Here is a 17,030-nt window from a genome sequence, read left to right as displayed (position 1 = left end):
GCGAAGCCACGGGGCATTGATCCCGCAGACACGAATTTGAAAATCCATCCTACGGCGATCGTCGGCTCCTCTGCGCGACTGGGAGAGAATCTTGAAATCGGACCGTACGCCATCGTGGAGGACGGAGTGACCGTCGGCAGCGACTGCGTCATCCAGGCGCACTCCGTCCTGACCAACAAAGTCACCATCGGCGACCGAAATGTGATCGGTTACGGCGCGGTGATCGGATCGCCCCCCCAGGATCTCGCGCACAACGACTCGATCTCCAGCGGAGTCGTCATCGGAAACGACAACGTGTTTCGCGAATACGTCACCATTCATCGCGGATCGAAGGAAGGAACATCGACCCGGGTCGGGCATGGCAACCTGCTGATGGCCGGCGTGCATCTCGGCCACAATGTCTCCATCGGAGACCGCAACATCTTTGCGAATAACTGCCTCCTCGCCGGTTACGTGGACGCCGCGGACGACATCGTTCTCGGTGGCGCATCGGTCTTTCACCAGTTCCTGCGCATCGGCGCGATGTGCATGATCCGTGGCGGCACCGCCTGGAGCAAAGACATTCCTCCCTTCACCGTCGGAGCAATCATCAACAGGGTGTGCGGCATCAACGCCATCGGGATGAAGCGCAAGGGCATCGGCACCGAGAACCGCGCCAACGTAAAGCGAGCCTACAAGCTGCTCTACCGGAGCGGGCTAAACGTGACGCAGGCCATCGACGCAGGTCAGTCCGAGGACTGGACCCGGGAGGGAAAGATGTTCATGGATTTTGTCGGTCGCCGGACGAAGCGCGGCCTGTGCGCAGCGCAATCCGAGGAACCGATCGGCACCCATTGAAGAGCACCCGCCGTCGACTCGAGGACCGACTCGGCACACCATCCATCCGAGCGCACATCCGACGGTATGGCCTCATCGCCCTTGCCGTGGGATGCTGTGGCGCGAAACGACAGGGCCAAAAGCAGTCGCATGCCCAACCCGCTTCGCAGCGGCGTTCCACTGGCGAAGGCATCCGAGGCGATGTTCCATGGCGGGGGGCTGCGCAGGAAATCTCCAGATCGCAGTGCCTTTGTCCGTGAAGCACCGGATCACAGCCTGCACGCTTCGCGAAAACGGATATTACACGCCTGACACCTTTCCCGCTATTTCTTAAGCGCTTGGGGACTTACGCTTTCGGAACCGACTGATCGCCATGACAGCCAATCCCGCTCCCGCCAACAGCAGGCTGCCGGGCTCGGGGATGGCGGTGAGGGTGAACTCGAGGGCGGAGCCGTTGTAGGCAAAGGTGCCGTCGAGGCCGTCGGTATTTGCGATGGTGAAGGCGTTCAAGGCGATGTCCTGGCTGCCGAACGTGATGAGGGTGTAGGTGGTATTCAGGACGGCGCCGGGGGCGAGATTGAAGAGGAAGCTGTAGGTCGTGCCCTGGCCGTAGAGGCCGCCGGTGAGGATGAGCTGGTCGGAGGCGGCAGGGGTGGCGCCCAGGTCAAAGACCATGTCGCCATCGACCCAGACGAGAGAATCGGCGGTGAAGGTGCCGGCCTCGCCGATCTCGCCGGGATTCATCGTGCCGCCCTGGAGGGTGATGACATCGGCTGAGCCGGTGCCGCCGAGGGTGCCATCGGTGACGAAGACATCGCTGCTGGCCGCGCCATTCACGAGGAGGGTTCCGGCATTCACGGTGATGCCATCCGAGATCTGCGGTGCGCCGGAGAGGGTGAGGGTGCCGGAGCCTTCCTTCACGATCTGGCCGGGGGTGGCCAGCTGGCCGCCGAAGCGGCCGGAGCGGACGGTGACGGTCGTCTGGACGCTGTTGCCGGTGGTGAGGATACCGTCGCCCTCGAGGATGCCGATGTCGACGGAGGAGGACTGGTCGTTGAAGTTGAGCACGGCGCCGTCTTTGACAAAGACCTTGCTCACGCGCGAGGCGATGGCGCCGAGGGCGGCGTCGGTGGCGGTGAGGGTGCCGTATTCCAGGCTGAGAATCCCGGTGCCGCCGGGCGTGGCGTTCACCGTGTCGGCCCCGAAGAGGATCGTGCCGGTATTGCCTGCGCTGCCGAAGCGGAGGGTGGCGTCGTCGCCGAGGTCCAGAGACGCCAGGTCGAGCGTGAGCGTGGTGGAGGCGGCGGTGGAGAACGTGGCGGCCTGGGCGGCATTCACGGTGAGCTCGGTGACGGCGAGCGTGGCGGTGGCGGTGGAGCGGAGTTCGCTGGTGTCCATCTCAAGAGCGCCGGTGCCGAGGGAGGAGGCATTGTTTACCACGATCTCGCCCTGCTGGAGGTAGGTGCCTCCCGAGTAGCTGCTGGCGCCGAGGAGGGCGAGGCTGCCAGCGCCGGTCTTGATGAGGCGGGCGGTGCCGAGCAGGGCGGTACTCGTGCTGATGTGATACTGCCGGGTATCAAAGGTATTGCTGGCGCCGAGCAGGGAGACCTCGTTGAGCCCGAGGAAGTAGGCGGCATTGTCCTCCGTGACGCGGATGGTGGAGTCGGCAAAGGAGGCGCTGCCATTGCTCATGCCGGCGATCTGCCCGGCGATGATGGTGGAGTCGGTCACAGTGAGGGAGGAGGCGGGCGCGGGGGACTCGCCGGAGACGACGATGGAGTCGGCGGTAAGCGTGCTGCCATTGGAAATGGTGGCGGTGCCGTTGCCGCTCTGGCCGATGGTGAGGAAGAGACCGACATCGAGAGTGGAGGCATCCAGCACGAGGGCGCCGCTGCCGCCGGAGGTGCCGGAGAGGGATAGCAAGCCGTTCACGGTGAGGGAGGCGCCATTTTCGATGGTGAGCCTGCCCTGCCCGGCCCCGCCCACCGTGACATTGCCCGAGTTTGTCCATGTGGTGCCGCTGAGGGTGGCCGTGCCGGTGGAGCCGGAGTTGCTTCCCACGACGACGGAGGCGGTCTGGAGGGTGGCCGTGCCGCCGACGGAGAGAGTTCCCTCCCCTGTCCCGCCGACGGTGAGGGAATCAATATCGAGGAGGCCGCCGGTGGCTGTGAGGTTGCCGGAGCCAGTGCTGGATGCGCCGATGATGGCGCTGGAGAGAGTCGATACGCCGACGGTCTGGTTGAGCGTGCCGGTGCCGCCGTCGCCGAGGTAAAGGACGCCGGAGAGATTCAGCGCGCCGCCGGAGAAGGTCACGCTGCCGGTGCCGCCGGAGGCGCTGGCCACGCGAAGGTCCACCCCGCTGAGGGTGCCGCCCGTGAGATTCAGCGCGCCCTGCCCCGCCACGCCGACATAGATGGTGCCGTAGGCGTCGTCCTCCAGGTCATTGCGCTTCAGGATGAGATTCGATCCGGTCTGGAGGGTGAGGATGCCGGATTGCCCGGTGGTCTGGCCGAGCTGGCCGCTGGCGACCTCGTGGCTGACGGAGAGCTGCGCCTCGCCGCCGTTGTTGATGGTGAAGAAGCCGGTATTTCCGTAGCCCTCCATCTGCGGGACGTTGTCGGACCAGTTGGCGTTCTCCATGAAATCGCCCGGGCCGGTGGGCAGCCAGTTTGTCGTGATTCCGCCCGCGCGAGCCGGTGAGCCGACGGCGAACAGGGCGAGGCCGATGCAGGCAAGTGGAGCGAAAACGGATAAACGACGGACAGACATTATGGGACGTGGGCGGGGTTTTGAAATGGATCGGCACGCGTCCTCCCTCAGGACACGCGAAACCAATTGCATGGCGCGCACTACATTGCAAAGGTCGGGAGCCCTGTCAAGGGGCGGCGGCCCCCGAACTGCGGCGGATCGTGAACGATGTCGCAGGGCAAAGTGGACGGCATGGCGAAGGCGAGGGGGAAACGGGGCCAGCCATACGGGCTGTCGCCCCGACCGGCGCACTCATAGCCCTGAAAACGAGCGACCATGGGGCGCTGGCAGAAAAGCAAGGGGGGTCCCGGGTGGAGCAGAAACCATCAGGAGACGAACCCCGGCGAATCATTTGCCACCGCAGATCAGGCGCGAACCGCCCGGCCTAACGCGCGCCCGAGGTATCATCCCGTATTGCCTCCTCGCCGCCGCCATGAGAAGCTGCCCCGCAGCGACAGAGCCGAAAGCAGTCGCATGCCTAACCCGCTTCGCGGGGCGTTCCCCCGGTGAAACATCCCGCCACGGGAACCCCCAGGTTGCCGGGGACGAACACTGGATGAGGGAGGGCCCGTGTGTTGGCATGTTCCAGCGAATCCGAGGCAAGCTTGCAAGAACGCGGCCACTGCATCTCCAAGAAGCTGCCTCCGGCACCATTACCAAAAATAGCTGGCACCCGCCTTGCTATGGTTGCCGCATTAGTTCCAAAATGAGCTCACATACTTTCGTCGCTTCCCCGACAGAATGAACATCATCAATCTGTTTATACTCAATTCTACCGATTGAAGGGGAATGCAACGCCACGTCCGTCAACGAAATATTCTCTCCACTGTTATTTCGATAAACTCCCAACACCTCTTCTCCTGGAATATCCTGAGTGACATTCATATCCAGGTTTCGAAGATGATCCTTACCCTTTTTCAGTTGATTAAAAATGTAGTCTTTCACTTCCGCGGATTTCCCTGCATCTCTCCAAAACAGCGAGTTATTCAAGCCATTCCGTCACCTCCACTACCCGTTCCTGCCACCAGGCCGGCGGGGTGTCGATATACTGGCATTGCGTATAGTGAGGAACTTTCCCTTCGCAACCTATAAGAAATGCTTTGCCATCGGGATAAAAGCCTACCTTCAAAGGCGCAGAACACTGCGGGCATAAATGCGCCTCGATGGAAGCCAAAGCATCTTTTTCATAAACTCTCTTAACGAGGAAATCCAGCTCCTTACCAAAAACGCCATATCTTTTTCCCTGATAAATCATAAAATTAAATTTTAGTTAACCGGAATAAATCCCAACTCTATAAGTCGATCTACCGCATCTGCCTCGTAACGATTAGGCATTCCAGGAAACGACAACCTTCCAACCAGATTATCTTCCTGCGCCTGTCGATAATGAATCAACTCTTCAACAAGCGTATCAAGCCCTCTTCCGGGCGCAAGTTCAATAATGTTATTCTTCGAATGGTATCGCCCAAAAAAGGTCTGAGGAGTTTTTATATTCCGGATAATTCCTCCATTCGCGCGAAAATCAGCTAGCGTAGTTCTGACAAACTCATTGACCGCAGTTCGATCTTTCGGAAGGACGTATCTCGCTCCTTCATTATTTAACGCGACCGATCTTTCGTTTAAATTATCCGCAAGTCTTTGGGGGGTTAACCGTAAATTTTCAACGTCTGTCTTCGGCGGCAAGGGCGATTGAGGCACCTCCTGCTTCCCGAGGGATTTATCGAAGATAACGCCGGGTTTCTCGGGCGGGGGCTGGGCGGTTTTTTCGGCGGCGGGAGCTAATGTCATGCCGCCGAGGCTGAGGACGAGGCTTGTTCCCGCACCGAGCAGGGCGTCGTGCTTGCGGCGCTCCAGGTCGAGGGGGTTGCGAAATTCGATGCCGAAACCTGAGGCAATGGCATCATTAATCGTTCCCTGGCCGACATTGGTCACCGTGCCGAGGAGTGTGGTGCGGAGGAGCTTGAAGGCGTTGTTGACCAGCGATCGGCCCTCCGCGTTCAGCCACGGTTTCACGGTCAGGTCGAACTTCACCATCGTCATCGCCGCATTGACCGCTCCCATCGTAAGCGCATAGGCAAAGGCCCGGTTGCGATTGAAGGACTGGCCCAGCCGCTTGGCTGTATTTTCCGCATCTTCCCAAGCGTACAGGAAGGATTGCCCGCCGATCATGGTCGCAGCCACGGGCGGCAACGTCATCGACAACATCTGCGGCACCGTCGCACCGAGAGTGCTCGAGAGCTCCCCGGCATAGCTCTGCGCGAACTCCGGGTCGACGTGATAGAAGTTCTGCATAATGCCTCGCTGCCACTGGAGGAGGGCGATTTCGGCGTTTGTCGATTTATCGAAGAATGACCCCTCGTAACCGGGAATGAACTCGGCCACCTTATCTCCAAAGAACTTGGCCCCCCCAACATCGTGAAAGAACTTTCCGCCATACCGCCGAAGAAGCTTTTGACGATGTCGGTCGCGAGATTGCCATTGCGCTGCGGCGCAGGCGTGCCTTTCTGCTCAAGGCTCTTGTCCCAGCGGGCGCGACCGAGCATTTCGATCTCTCCCGGCGTCCGGTCCTCATGCTGCGCTATCGGAAGATTGAGTGGAAACTCGCCGATCTGAAAATAGGCGCGGCTTTCGTCCAGCTCCGGCACCCGGTTTTCCTCATCCACGAGGTCCGGCAGGTAATACTGAGTGAGGCTCAAGGGAACTGTCTTCACCTTGGCGACGTCCTCCGGAGTCAGCTCGGGTACGAGGCTCAGCCGAATAGCATGGTAAACATCGCGGTCGGTGCCGTCCATGTGGCCGAGGAGCCGCAGGGAGGTGAGGCCGAGGGCCATGGGGTAGGCGCGGGTGACGGCGTCGTGCGACTCGCCGAGGTGCTCGGCGATCCAGGGCGTATGGGGAAGGGGTCGGGCCTATAATTTACATGTTCGACCTCGGAGAACGCATTCTAGGCAATACTCCCATGGTTCGCGTTTGCGCAGCGAATCTCCAAATCGCGACTCTTCTCTGAAGCATCCGATCACCGCTTACACGCCTCGCGACATGTATATTATAGGCCCGATCCCTTCCCGTCTCCCAGTTTTCACATCCCAGAACTATTCGTTTCCTTGCTTCTTCTCCTCGAGGATAGCCTCAAGGCGTCGAGCATCTTCCATAAATAGAAAATGGATAAAGAAATGACTGTCGGAGGAACGACATCTCAAACTGGAGACAGCGCCTTCCGCTTTGCCGTCGCCCTTGCGACGAGCAACCAATATCTCCCCTTTGCAAACCGGGCAAATCGGCTTCAGTCCTTGGTTGATTTTTTCCAATACAACATCAGGGGAAGCCTCTTTCGGAACTGAAAACGTTTTGTTCTGCATATTCTACTTCCGGGTCGATTTCACGTCAACCGACCGTCCTACGGAATCCCATCCTCGTCCGGTCAAGCAGATGCGTCACATCAATTCTTACGACGCAGCCTTGCCGTTACCCGATGGATCGGGCGGCTCCTCTTCTCGAAAAGGATCGTAGTCCGGGTCCCAAAATCTGTCGAAAGCCCGCATTCTTTCCGGACTCGGCGGCTCAAAATCGTCAGCTTCCCTCATCGCCGCCAAAAGAAGCTGCTCAAATTGTTCACTTGAGATTGGACCTTCTGGAAGGCGCTTTCGAAATTCTTCCCAGCTTTTTTTTCTTTTCTCCTCCATATTATTTCTCCTCCACGATCACTTGATACATCACGCGCCCATTCTCCTCAAGCTTGACAACACCAAGGACCCGAAAGATCGCATCATCAGTAAAAAGCAGCTCTTTTTGATAAGCGTATCGCTCGTCCAAGAACGAGAAGGGCTCAATATTTCGTGCTGAATGCGACTTGCGAATTTCCATTAGCAATGGATACGGCCAATACGTTGCAAATTCATACGCCACAGCCACATCTGTTGACGCGCTCAAGAAAGGCCTCGCATTCAGCCATTCAGCTCCAGAAAACTGTTTTAGAAAACTCGATCGCTCCTCTTCTGTCCGGAAGCGAAACCCCCGATATAAAACACGATCTCCCGCTTGAAAAGGCGGCAATCTATTCAAAAAACTCTTTAGTACATATTTATAGGCCAGAAGCCTTCCACTTTGAATACGTGAATGCGCTTTTCCAAACCATGCGGTTAAGGCCTCAGTAACGATATGACTCGGATGTTCCTTAACGAGACGAACTGCTTCTTCAACCGTTAACTTGCCCGTCCCTTCGAGCGTTTTGGCATCAAGGCTGACATCCGCCTCCTCCTTTTTCTTTATGACCGAAAGGTCCTCGTGAAGAATAGGCACCTCCTGCTTCCCGAGCGAATCTACGAAGGTAATGCCTGGTTTCAGGGGAGGTCGTTGCGTGGGCGTTTCCGGGATGTCGGCTAATGCCACCCTCGCCCCTGCGCCGAGCACGATGCCTGCGCCGGTTCCGACGGTGAAGTCGTCCCAGCGGCGTTCCAGGTCGAAGGGATTGCGGGTCTCGATGCCGAAGGCGGTGGCTCCGAGGTCGTTGACTCCTCCCTGCACGGCATTGACCGCTCCTGCCCCTGTGGCGCTCTGGAAGAGCTTGATCAGGTTGTCGCCCAGCAGTTCGCTCTGCCCCTTCCTCCACGGGCCGAGCACCTTGTCAAACTCCAGGAAGGTCAGCGCGGTATTCAGCGCCGCCATCGTCGTGGCGTAGGCATAGGCGCGGTTTGGATCGAACTCCTCGCCCCGCCGCATCGCCGTATTCTCGGCATCCTCCCAGGCGTGCAGGAACGACTGACCGCCGATTCCCACCACGGCCGCGATGGGGACGCGCATCGCCACGAGCTGCGGCACGGCTGCGCCCACGGCTCCCGCGACCTTCCCGGCGTAGCTCTCCGCAAACTCCGGGTCCACCGCGTAGTATTCCCGCGCCAGCTTTCTCTGGCCCTCAAAGAAGCCCAGCGTGGCATTCATCCACGTGTCCGCCGTCGTCCCTTCGTACCCGAGGCCGGGCTGCAGCTCCAGCCGCTTGTCCAGCCAGAAGACCGGACCCTCAGCCATGGTGAGACTGCTCTCGGCCATCGACCCGAAGAGGGTCTTTTCCAGTTGAAACTCGTCGTAGTTCTCAAACGACTTGCGCCGTTTTTCCTCCGCCCTCTTCTCACGCCAGGCCTGCCTTCCGATCTGCTCGGCCTCCGCGTCGCTGAGCGACACTCCCGGAGGCAGCCCGCCGGACCAGGATAGGGTGAAGACCTTGCGCCCGAGATCGCTGTAGGAAATCGCCTCCTCCAGCTCCGACACTCGGTTGCTCAGGTAGATCGAGCGCGGCACGTAGCTCTCCAGCCGACTGAGCGGCTGCTCGCGCACGCCCGTGATGTCCTCCATGGTCAGCGTCGGCACGAGGCTGTCGCCGATGGCTCGAAACACGTCCTCGTCGCTCCCGTCCATGTGGCCGAGCAGCTCCTGCGAGACAAGCATCTGCGCCATCGGGTAGGCCGCTCCCACCGCGTCCAGCGTCTCGCCGTATTGGTCGGCGATCCAATGCGCGTTGCCCACCGACATTTTGAAGCTCTCGGGGTCGTCGACGAACGAAAGCAGAACGTCGTTCTCCGGATTCCAGCGCCCCTGCCACGTCTCGTCGCCATGGAAGATATTCATCCAGCGGTCGCCCGCCGGGCTGGGCGAGGTCGGCAGCAGGTTTGTCTCCGCTCCCTGCGGCTGGCCGGGCGAGGAGTCCAGTCTGGGCGGCGGGGTTTCCAGGGTGAAGGGACGCGGCAATACCTCGTCCATGGGCTCATTCGAGCCGGGTGTCTCAATCAACATCGTCAGCGATTCCTTTTGAGGGTGCTTGTCATCACGTCGGGACGCAGGAATCCCATCATCCAGCGCTTCGTTTCCGCCGGGGTGGCATTAGCGTTCCTCCTTATATACTCCGGCAGCGCGGTTTTCACGGCTTGCACGCCGGACCACAGGGTGGCGACGCGGCGCGGGTCGCTCTCGCTGCCGCCGATGTGGCGGGCGACGAGATCGAGCTGTTCGTAGAGGTTGCCGGTGATGAGGGAGGTTTCACTGCGGCCCTTTTGGCGGCGAGCGTCGAGGCGCTGGAACCACTCCTCGCGCCGAGCCAGCGGGATATTCTCGCGGATGCTGCGGCGCAGGGCGGCGTAACCCGCGTCGCCCGTATCGGCCTGCGGGTCGTAGGTTTCCAGGGCGGTGGTGAGCAGCGATTGATTCGCGAGGTAGCGGGCGTGCGTCGGCTCGGTGTCGACGGGGATGTCGCGCAGGCTGCGCTTGAGCGAGGCAACCTCTTCCTTCGGCAAATGGGCCTGGGCGGCGCGGGCGCTGAGGTCGGCGGCGTCGCGGAGCTGGCCGCTGGTGATGGCGGTATCCAGCCCGGCAGTCGTGGTGCGCTGACGCTCGGTGATCTGCTGGCGGGCGGCGGTGAGGTAATTGGCCCGGTCGTCGTCGGTGAGGGCGCGGTAGCTCATGTGCTCGCGGCCGTCGGGGTGCTGGCTCAGCTTTTCATCCTCCTCCAGCACGCTCTGCGCCATCCAGGGATCGGAGCCGATGAGCTGCTGCATGTTGCGGTGGTTCAGGCGCACGATGGCCTGCTGGTGGAAGCGCTCCTCCTCGTCCACCGTGATGAGCCCGCTGTCGCGCGCCTGGGTCATCAGCGTGACGGCGTCCTCGTAACGGCCCGTGTCGTTGAGCTGCTGGCTGAGCGTGATGGCGGAATCCCGCGCGCCCTGGATGAGGTCGGAGCGGCTGCGGTTCACCATGCGCTGCTGCGCCCCGATGAGCTGGCTGCGCTCGTACTGGTCGGCCCGGGCTCGCGCGGCGTCGCTCAGCGGCTGCTTGGCTGCGTAGTCGCGGGTGGACTTGGCAAAGGCGCTCATCGCGGCGGGCCACTGGCTCTCGGGCTGGGTGCGGAGCTGCTCGTCGAGGGAGGCATTGGCGTTGCGGTAGTTCAGCTCGATGTCGGTCAGCCCCTTGAAATCGCGCACCTCGCGCTCGGTCTGCTGCCAGTGCTCGATGGCGGCATAGGCTTTCATCGGGATCTTCCCCGCCTCGGCCAGCCCGCGCGCCACTGCCGCCATGCCCTGCGCCGGACCGTCAAAGGCTCCCTGAGGGATCTTGGCCTGCAACAGGCTCCCGGCCACATTGCCCGGCACGCGCACGTCGGCCCTCATCATCACCCCTCCGCCCACGCTCTGCGGCGCGTTGGGGATTTCCTGCAAATAGACTCGTGACATGGGTGGTTGCTTAGTTGGTGGAAGTTTTCGCGGCGGTGGACTTGAGCGCGTCGTCCTTGCGCAGGCTGGAGTATCGGTCGAGCCCATAGCTGGCCGTGCTGGCGATGTCGGAGACTCCGCCAAGCAGAGTGCCGTAGGAGCTGATGCGGTAGCCCTCGGCCTGGGCCTTGCCAGCGGCGCGGTTCAACTCCGCAGTCTGGAGGCTGATGACCTTGCCCGCCTTGGCGGCGGCTGCCTCATAACCGGCGGTCTGCTGGTCGAAGAGGCTGAATTTTGACTGATACCGGGCCTCCTCGGCCTTGCGCAGCCAGTCGCGGGACTGCACGTCGCCCTCGTAAATGGCGTCCTGGGCATTCAGCTCGATCAGCCCGGCGGATTCGCTGAGGACGGCAAGCGGAGTGCCTTCATTAACGACTCCCGAGGCGGCGTATTGCGCGCGCTGCTTGGCCAGGGTGCGCTCGCCTTCCTCGCGGACGCGGCGGGCTTTTTCCTCCGCCTGCATCTGGACGGCGCGCGCCTGCTGATCCATGTACTGCGCGTTGTTCTGGTCGAGCTGATACTGGACCTGCGCGGCCTGCTGCCGCCAGAGGGCCTGCTGCTGGGCCATTTTGGCCTGCACCTCGGCATTCTGGCGCTCGATGTCGTAGTTGTAATCCGCAATGGCGCTGGCGGTCTTGGCCTGCTCCTGCTGCGAGTACATGCTGATGCCGGTGCTCGCTGCCGATGCGGCAATCGAGGTCACAGTCATCGCAATCAAATAAGGTGCCAGTTCAGCTCCCGTACCCATCGTTTTCCTCCTCCAATAGTGTCGTGATCATGGTGATCTTTTCCGGCGGGCAGGTGGCGGCCCACCCGCGTGATTTCAATGTGCGGGCGATGGCCGGCAGCGTGTGCACGACCATGGCCCAGTAACCCAGCGCCCTCGCCCGGCGCTTCAAAAAATCCAGCCCCGTGAGCAGCGCGGCGCGCGCCGCTTTCATTCCCAACCCGGGCCGCGTGACGATCTGCTCGGGGAAGCAGACGCCGACGGAATTGTCCATGTAGAGCCAGATGGCTGCGAGGTCGCGGCCCGAGGGCTGCTCGTAGATGATGATGCCGAGGCGCGGGAGCATCTGGAGCGGCGGGGCGCACCGCCCATGCTCCGCGTGCCACTCCTCGATCATGGCGTAATCCCGCGCGGGGTCGAACTCTCGTAGCTGCAGGTACGGCTTCATCGGGCGGTGCGATGCGGCCTCAGTCTCCATAGACCTCCCACTTCAGGACGAGGTCGAGCACGGTGAGCGGCAGGGGCTGGGCCTGGCGCACGGCGATGTCGGCCGAGGTGGCATGGCTGCCCGCGACGACGACGTTTTTGTCGCCGGTGAAGACGGGCGGGCTGTCGTCCATGTGGTCGCCGGTGGAGCGGGAATAGACTGCTCCCCAGCGCGCGCCGCCGTCGCTGGAGACCTCGCCGCCGAGGGACTTGTGCAGGGAGAGGAGCATGCGGTGGATGCGTTTTTTGCGGCCCCGGGAGGCGCCCTGCTGGTCGGGCATCTCAAGCTTCATCGGGCGCAGGGTGGAGGTGAAGGGCAGCCCGGCGAGGACGATGCCGGCGGGGGATTGCAGGGTGACCGCGCCGCCCGAGACCTCGCGCCCGGGCGAGACCGCGCCGTCGGCGAGGATTTCCACGCTCTTTCCCTCCAGGTGATCGAGGCCGGAGACGGTGGCGGACTCGGGGGTATTGACTACTCTCCGGGCGCAGTCGAGGTACCACCAGTGGACCTTGTCCTCCTGCTCAAAGGTCTCGCGGAAGTCGGTGCGGAAGCGCTCGATGTAGCGCACCTCCTGGCCGTCGATGGTGCGGCGCACGGCGACCCAGACCTCGTCCGCGCCATTCGCGCCGTAGGTGGTGGCGACGCTCTCAAACGCGCCATCGGTGGTGTGCCGGTGCCAGCCGACGACGTTTTGCAGGCGCTCGTAGGTCATGCCGACGAGCTGGCCCGCGCCGGTGATGGTCCAGTAAATGGCGTCGGGCTGCTGCTGAAAGGCGCACTCGAGCACCTCGCCGCGGGTGATGTGCTCGGAGAGGAGCGTGAGATCCTGCGCGACCCAGCCGTCTTTCTCAAAGGAGTAGACGAGCTCGCGCACCTTGCGCCCCTGGCGCTGGACGAAGAGGACGACGTCGTTGATGATGAGGGCGCGGAGGGACTTTGACCCGTAGCTGGATTGGCGGGCGGCGCGGACGTTGGTGGGCGTGAGGGCGGAGTTGCTGTCGCTGCTGCCCAGCGTCCACTCGTCGCCGGCGGTGCCGATGAGGAGCTGGTCCTGGGAGAGGAGCCACTGGATGGGATTGGACTCCTGCGCGGAGAGGGTGAAGAACAACCCGGAGTCGTCCAGCGAGGAGACGCGGAAGTTTTCAAAGTCGTCGATGACGCTGCCCCAGAGCGACTGCGGGCGCGCGCTGGTGCCACCAAAGTAGAGCCGCTGCTCGTGCAGGGTGACGGTGCGCGGGTAGCCGCGGCGCTGCGACCATGCGCCCTCGGCCCAGGCCTTGGTCGCCGTGGTGGCGGTGAGGGCATTGACCACGTCGGCCTTTGCATGGGTGGAGTCGGTGACCTCGGTGATCTTCACAAAGCCGTACTCGCGCGACTGCACGGCCTCGAGCCGCGCGGTGCCGGAGCCGGAGGTAAAGGCGACGGCGAGGCGCAGGAGGACCTCCTTGTTTTCCTTGCCGGTGGCCGAGACGTTGCGATTGCTCTCGGAGGCGAAGGAGCGAATGGTCTCCCAGGTCGCGCCGCCATCCTCGCTGCGCTGCACCTGCACGGTGCCCGCCCACGTGCCGTAGGTGGTGATTTCCCAGCTGCCGATGACGGCGAGGGAGGACGAGGTATTACTCGCAGTGATGGAGACGGTCACCGACGCATTGGCCCGGGCGTGGGCGATCTGCCAGTACGCGCCGACATGGCCGCTCTCAAAGGTCGCCGCCGACGCGGTGAGCGTGATTCCCGTGCCCGTCGTGGCGCTGGGCGTGATGGTGGTCGCGTCGGTATTGTCATCAAGGAAGGCAGGCCAGTCCCACGCGACAGGCGCGAAGGTCCAGTCGGTATCCGCCCGGCGCGTGAGCTTGCGCGGCTCGTGCGCGGGGTGGACGAAGTACATCACGTCATTGATCTGCACGTACTGGAGGTCGCGCAGCTCGCTCTCGAGGTAGGGCGTGGCGAGCTCAAGCGGCAGCCCGCCGGTGGTGGTAACCGGGACGCCATTCGACCAAAAGCGGACGTATTGACTCCCCAACTCGAGGACGAACCGCGTGGTGATGGAGAAGTTGAACCCGATGAGGCGGCAGCGCGAGTCGGCATGCTTTGCCCGGCCGAGGTACTCGGTGCCGGGACGCCGGTAGACGCCGCCGTAGGGCAGGATGATGAAGTTCTCAAGCAGGCGGCAGCCGGAGGCGTACTTCTCCAGGTCGCTGCGGGCGTCGAGATAGGGCGAGATTTCTCCCGCGTTGAAGCTGGGGATGAGCTGATAGGCCATGATCTTTAGATGCCTCCGCGGCGGGCGCGCACGAAATCGCTCTCGACCCAGGCCGGGCGCACGGCGGGACGGCCCTCCAGCGCATCGGCGCGCATGGCGAGAGGCTTGGTGATTCGTTCGTACTCGATGAGCAGGCGCTCCACCTCGGAGGTGCTGCCGGTGAGGGGCTTCGCCAGGCGGGTGGCGATCTTCAGAGCGACCGCCTCGACGAAGAGCGGAGGAAACAACGCGGCATCCTCCACGCGGCGCAGGTAGCGCACGGCGCACTCGTCGTCGTTCGTGAGCAGGCGGCCGCCCTCGACCTCGTAGCGGCCCTCGCGCTTCGACACATCGTGGCCGTTGAGCTGGAGGATGCGCAGGCAGTCGGCGGGGAGCTGATACTGCCAGGCCCAGCCAAAGGCGGGAGCCTCCGCGAGCCGGGAAAGCACGGCGCGGCGGATGGCGAAATTCCACGGGTGGCTTTGTATCACCTCGTCCCGCGTCTGGTCGTAGAAGCGCTTGCAGAATTGCGCCTCGCGCGAGTCGTCGTCGAGGCTCATGAGGTGATCCTCGCCGAGGTGGGCCAGGGCGAGATTGCAGATGGTGGTCGGGTTTGCTGCCATGATGATTTTTATTAGGGAATGCGGGAGCGAAGGCTCCGGGCTGATTGCCGCACCCCGGCGCGAGGCCGGGATGCGGGGTATCAACCAGGACGCCCGCCCTTACGGGAGGAGGTAGGCGATGCTGAAGCGCACCACCTTGCCCGCCGTCACCGTGCCGCTGGAGAGGGCCACGGTCGCCTTCACGGTCGCCGTGTCCTTCGTCACCGGAGTGCGCACGACCACGCTGGTCGCCGCAGCCGCCGTCACCGCCGAGGAGGCGGCGGAGGCGATCGCCACGCTGGTGGCCGAGTAACGGTCATCGTCCAGCGCGTCGCCGAGTTTGGCGATCGCCGTACCGGTACCGCCGGTGCCCTCGCTGGCCACCCAGCTGCGCTCGGGGAGCACGATCGCTCCCACGGGCAGCGTCACGACATCGATCACGTCGTTCGCGGCCAGGGCCGTCGTGGTTGTATAGACAGCCTCCGCAATCCGGAGGTCGCCCGTCACCTTGTTGCCATCGCCGCGGTCCCGAGGATTGCTCGAGCTCTGCGCGGTCGCCACGTCAGTTTTCACTGTTGCCATGATGTTTACTTGATTTCTAAGGTTCCTCGCCGGTTGCTTAGACCGTCTCGTCGCAGTAGATGATGCCCACGCGGGCCTCCTCGTCGCGGGTCGCGCCGAGCACGCCCACGGAACGCACCTGGAGCGCGTGCGACTGGGTCGGCAGGATGTCCATGCGGGTCTGCTTGCCACTGTCGGAGAGGCGCAGACCGTTCTTCGCCCAGAAGACCACCTGGCGCACGCCGCCCGAGATGGGCAGCACCTTGCTCGACACACGCTTGAAGGTGAAGCCGAGGAACTTGTTCACCTGGCCGTCGACCAGCGCCTGCACAGCGTTGTAGTCCTTGCTGCCGATCTCGACGGAGCGCAGGAGATCCTGGAGCTGCTTCGCGCAGTACGCGACGGTGCGCGGCTCCATGTCGTCGACGTCGTTGTCGTCGAGGATGTACTTCGCACGGCGCAGCTTGCCGATGGTGAGGCCGCTGTTTGCAGCGGTGCCGCTCTCCACGTAGTTCACCGCGACGGTCTGCGAGGACGGCAGGGAGACGACGCTCGCGCCGTTTTCACCCGTGTAGGCATCGCCCACGGCGGCCTGCAGGATGATGCTATCGGCGAGCCGGGCATAGGCGGCCGCCTGGGCCTCCATGAGCTGGCTCGACGGCAGGCTGATCTCGCCGAGGAACTTTTCGTCCCACTCGTCGAAGACTTTCGTGTCGTCAAACGGGAACGGGCGCAGCCAGCGCTTCTCGAGGCTGAGGTCGCTCACTCGCGTGGCGCCCGCGCGCTCGGTCACCCGCTGAAACTCGACCGTGCCGATTTTGTTGTAGCTCTTCTCCTTGCCGTCGATGTTGTCGAGGATCACCTGATCCTTGAGCAGGGAGATTTTCTGCTGGGCCTTGTGGCTCCAGTTTGTCTCGTATTCCGTCACATAGTATTCCGGAATGCTCTTGATAGCTGCCATAGGTTTTTTTCCTTGGTTGGAATTGGTTCGCCCCTCGGCCGACTGGATTATCTGCAACCGTGCAGGTCCCAGCCTTCGGGAATCGCCGTGGGCGGGCTCACCAGGAGTTCTCCGCTCGACATCCTTAACAATACACATTTAAGGAGAAACAGGAAGTAAAAACTAAGCCACGAACGCTAATCGCAACCTAAGTCATGCAACCCATGCAAGGGATGCTCGGCAGCTGGTGAAAAAATTTGCGGAAAGTTTCCGCGAAAGGCGCAATCCTCAGGCGCGATAGCGCGCCACCCTCGCCAGCGGCCAGAAGCGCAAGCCGCTCTTCAGCCCCCTCTCCCACCCGATCCACGGGAGGGAATACGGAAAGAGGTGCAGCGGCGAGCGCCAGTCACCCGCCAGCGCGGCCAGGAACCACGCATCCTGCTCCTCCCGGGCGAAGACCCGCCACGGGTCGACGATTTCCTCAAGGCTCGCGTGGCGGGACACTGCACGCCCCATGACAAAGAAAGCGGGCGTATTGAAAACGTAGCCATGCTGCAAATACCCATCGAGCTCCTCGCGAAACGACAAACGCGTGGCCTGGGCACGGTACATCTCCGCGATCTGGAACACGGGCGGCTCACGGTGTTTCATAAA

Annotated in this window: 17 protein-coding genes; 2 read left to right on the top strand and 15 right to left on the bottom strand. The window is 62.5% G+C overall.

The window, feature by feature from the left end; genetic code table 11:
* Positions 1–36 precede the first annotated feature (36 nt).
* Positions 37–837, top strand: a complete 801-nt coding sequence (gene lpxA, locus TSACC_RS21685; RefSeq protein WP_075078357.1) for an acyl-ACP--UDP-N-acetylglucosamine O-acyltransferase — start codon at positions 37–39, stop codon at positions 835–837.
* Between the two features lie 309 nt (positions 838–1,146).
* On the opposite strand, the gene TSACC_RS05340 is transcribed toward lpxA, so the two are convergent.
* From TSACC_RS05340 to TSACC_RS05330, 4 genes are all read right to left on the bottom strand, one after another.
* Positions 1,147–3,585: a beta strand repeat-containing protein gene (locus TSACC_RS05340; RefSeq protein ID WP_075078356.1), complete on the bottom strand. Its 2,439-nt coding sequence runs from the start codon at positions 3,583–3,585 to the stop codon at positions 1,147–1,149.
* A gap of 660 nt (positions 3,586–4,245) precedes the next feature.
* Complete coding sequence (locus TSACC_RS05335) at positions 4,246–4,509, bottom strand: hypothetical protein (RefSeq protein ID WP_075078355.1); 264 nt, start codon at positions 4,507–4,509, stop codon at positions 4,246–4,248.
* 37 nt (positions 4,510–4,546) lie between these two features.
* Positions 4,547–4,819, bottom strand: coding sequence for a hypothetical protein (locus TSACC_RS21680; RefSeq protein ID WP_153811293.1), 273 nt, complete (start codon positions 4,817–4,819; stop codon positions 4,547–4,549).
* An 11-nt stretch (positions 4,820–4,830) separates the two neighbouring features.
* Positions 4,831–5,946 carry a hypothetical protein gene (locus TSACC_RS05330; protein ID WP_075078354.1) on the bottom strand — a complete coding sequence of 372 codons (1,116 nt, stop codon included), beginning with the start codon at positions 5,944–5,946 and terminating at the stop codon, positions 4,831–4,833.
* Between the two features lie 188 nt (positions 5,947–6,134).
* On the opposite strand from TSACC_RS05330, the gene TSACC_RS05325 reads away from it, so the two are divergent.
* On the top strand, positions 6,135–6,479 hold the full coding sequence (locus tag TSACC_RS05325) for a hypothetical protein (protein ID WP_075078353.1): 345 nt from the start codon (positions 6,135–6,137) through the stop codon (positions 6,477–6,479).
* A 177-nt stretch (positions 6,480–6,656) separates the two neighbouring features.
* Here the strand turns inward: TSACC_RS05325 and TSACC_RS21675 are convergent, their stop codons facing one another.
* The 11 genes from TSACC_RS21675 to TSACC_RS05275 form a co-directional block, all read right to left on the bottom strand.
* The gene (locus TSACC_RS21675; protein WP_153811292.1) at positions 6,657–6,923 is read right to left on the bottom strand and encodes a hypothetical protein; all 267 of its coding nucleotides are present in this window, start codon (positions 6,921–6,923) and stop codon (positions 6,657–6,659) included.
* Positions 6,924–7,010: 87 nt separating this feature from the next.
* Positions 7,011–7,247 carry a hypothetical protein gene (locus tag TSACC_RS05320; protein ID WP_075078352.1) on the bottom strand — a complete coding sequence of 79 codons (237 nt, stop codon included), beginning with the start codon at positions 7,245–7,247 and terminating at the stop codon, positions 7,011–7,013.
* Position 7,248: 1 nt separating this feature from the next.
* Positions 7,249–9,351, bottom strand: a complete 2,103-nt coding sequence (locus TSACC_RS05315; protein ID WP_075078351.1) for a hypothetical protein — start codon at positions 9,349–9,351, stop codon at positions 7,249–7,251.
* Between the two features lie 2 nt (positions 9,352–9,353).
* Positions 9,354–10,781: a hypothetical protein gene (locus TSACC_RS05310; protein WP_075078350.1), complete on the bottom strand. Its 1,428-nt coding sequence runs from the start codon at positions 10,779–10,781 to the stop codon at positions 9,354–9,356.
* Positions 10,782–10,791: 10 nt separating this feature from the next.
* Entirely contained in the window at positions 10,792–11,529 is a 738-nt protein-coding gene (locus tag TSACC_RS05305; RefSeq protein ID WP_153811291.1) for a hypothetical protein, read from the bottom strand.
* 22 nt (positions 11,530–11,551) lie between these two features.
* Entirely contained in the window at positions 11,552–12,025 is a 474-nt protein-coding gene (locus TSACC_RS05300) for a hypothetical protein (RefSeq protein WP_075078348.1), read from the bottom strand.
* Positions 12,015–14,294: a phage tail protein gene (locus TSACC_RS05295; protein WP_075078347.1), complete on the bottom strand. Its 2,280-nt coding sequence runs from the start codon at positions 14,292–14,294 to the stop codon at positions 12,015–12,017. The genes TSACC_RS05300 and TSACC_RS05295 overlap by 11 nt, the downstream gene beginning before the upstream one ends.
* 5 nt (positions 14,295–14,299) lie before the next feature.
* Entirely contained in the window at positions 14,300–14,896 is a 597-nt protein-coding gene (locus tag TSACC_RS05290; protein WP_075078346.1) for a phage connector family protein, read from the bottom strand.
* 99 nt (positions 14,897–14,995) lie between these two features.
* Positions 14,996–15,457 (bottom strand): hypothetical protein, encoded by a 462-nt coding sequence (locus tag TSACC_RS05285; RefSeq protein WP_075078345.1) that lies wholly within the window; start codon positions 15,455–15,457, stop codon positions 14,996–14,998.
* Positions 15,458–15,494: 37 nt separating this feature from the next.
* Positions 15,495–16,397 (bottom strand): phage capsid protein, encoded by a 903-nt coding sequence (locus tag TSACC_RS05280; protein WP_075078344.1) that lies wholly within the window; start codon positions 16,395–16,397, stop codon positions 15,495–15,497.
* 267 nt (positions 16,398–16,664) lie between these two features.
* A complete protein-coding gene (locus TSACC_RS05275) occupies positions 16,665–17,027 on the bottom strand; it encodes a hypothetical protein (RefSeq protein ID WP_075078343.1) in 363 nt (120 codons plus the stop codon).
* Between the last annotated feature and the right edge of the window lie 3 nt (positions 17,028–17,030).

It is taken from the genome of Terrimicrobium sacchariphilum, from assembly GCF_001613545.1.
GTDB classification, from domain to species: Bacteria; Verrucomicrobiota; Verrucomicrobiia; order Chthoniobacterales; family Terrimicrobiaceae; genus Terrimicrobium; species Terrimicrobium sacchariphilum.
Note: the sequence above shows the minus strand (reverse complement) of the source record. Positions and strands in the feature narration are given on the sequence as shown.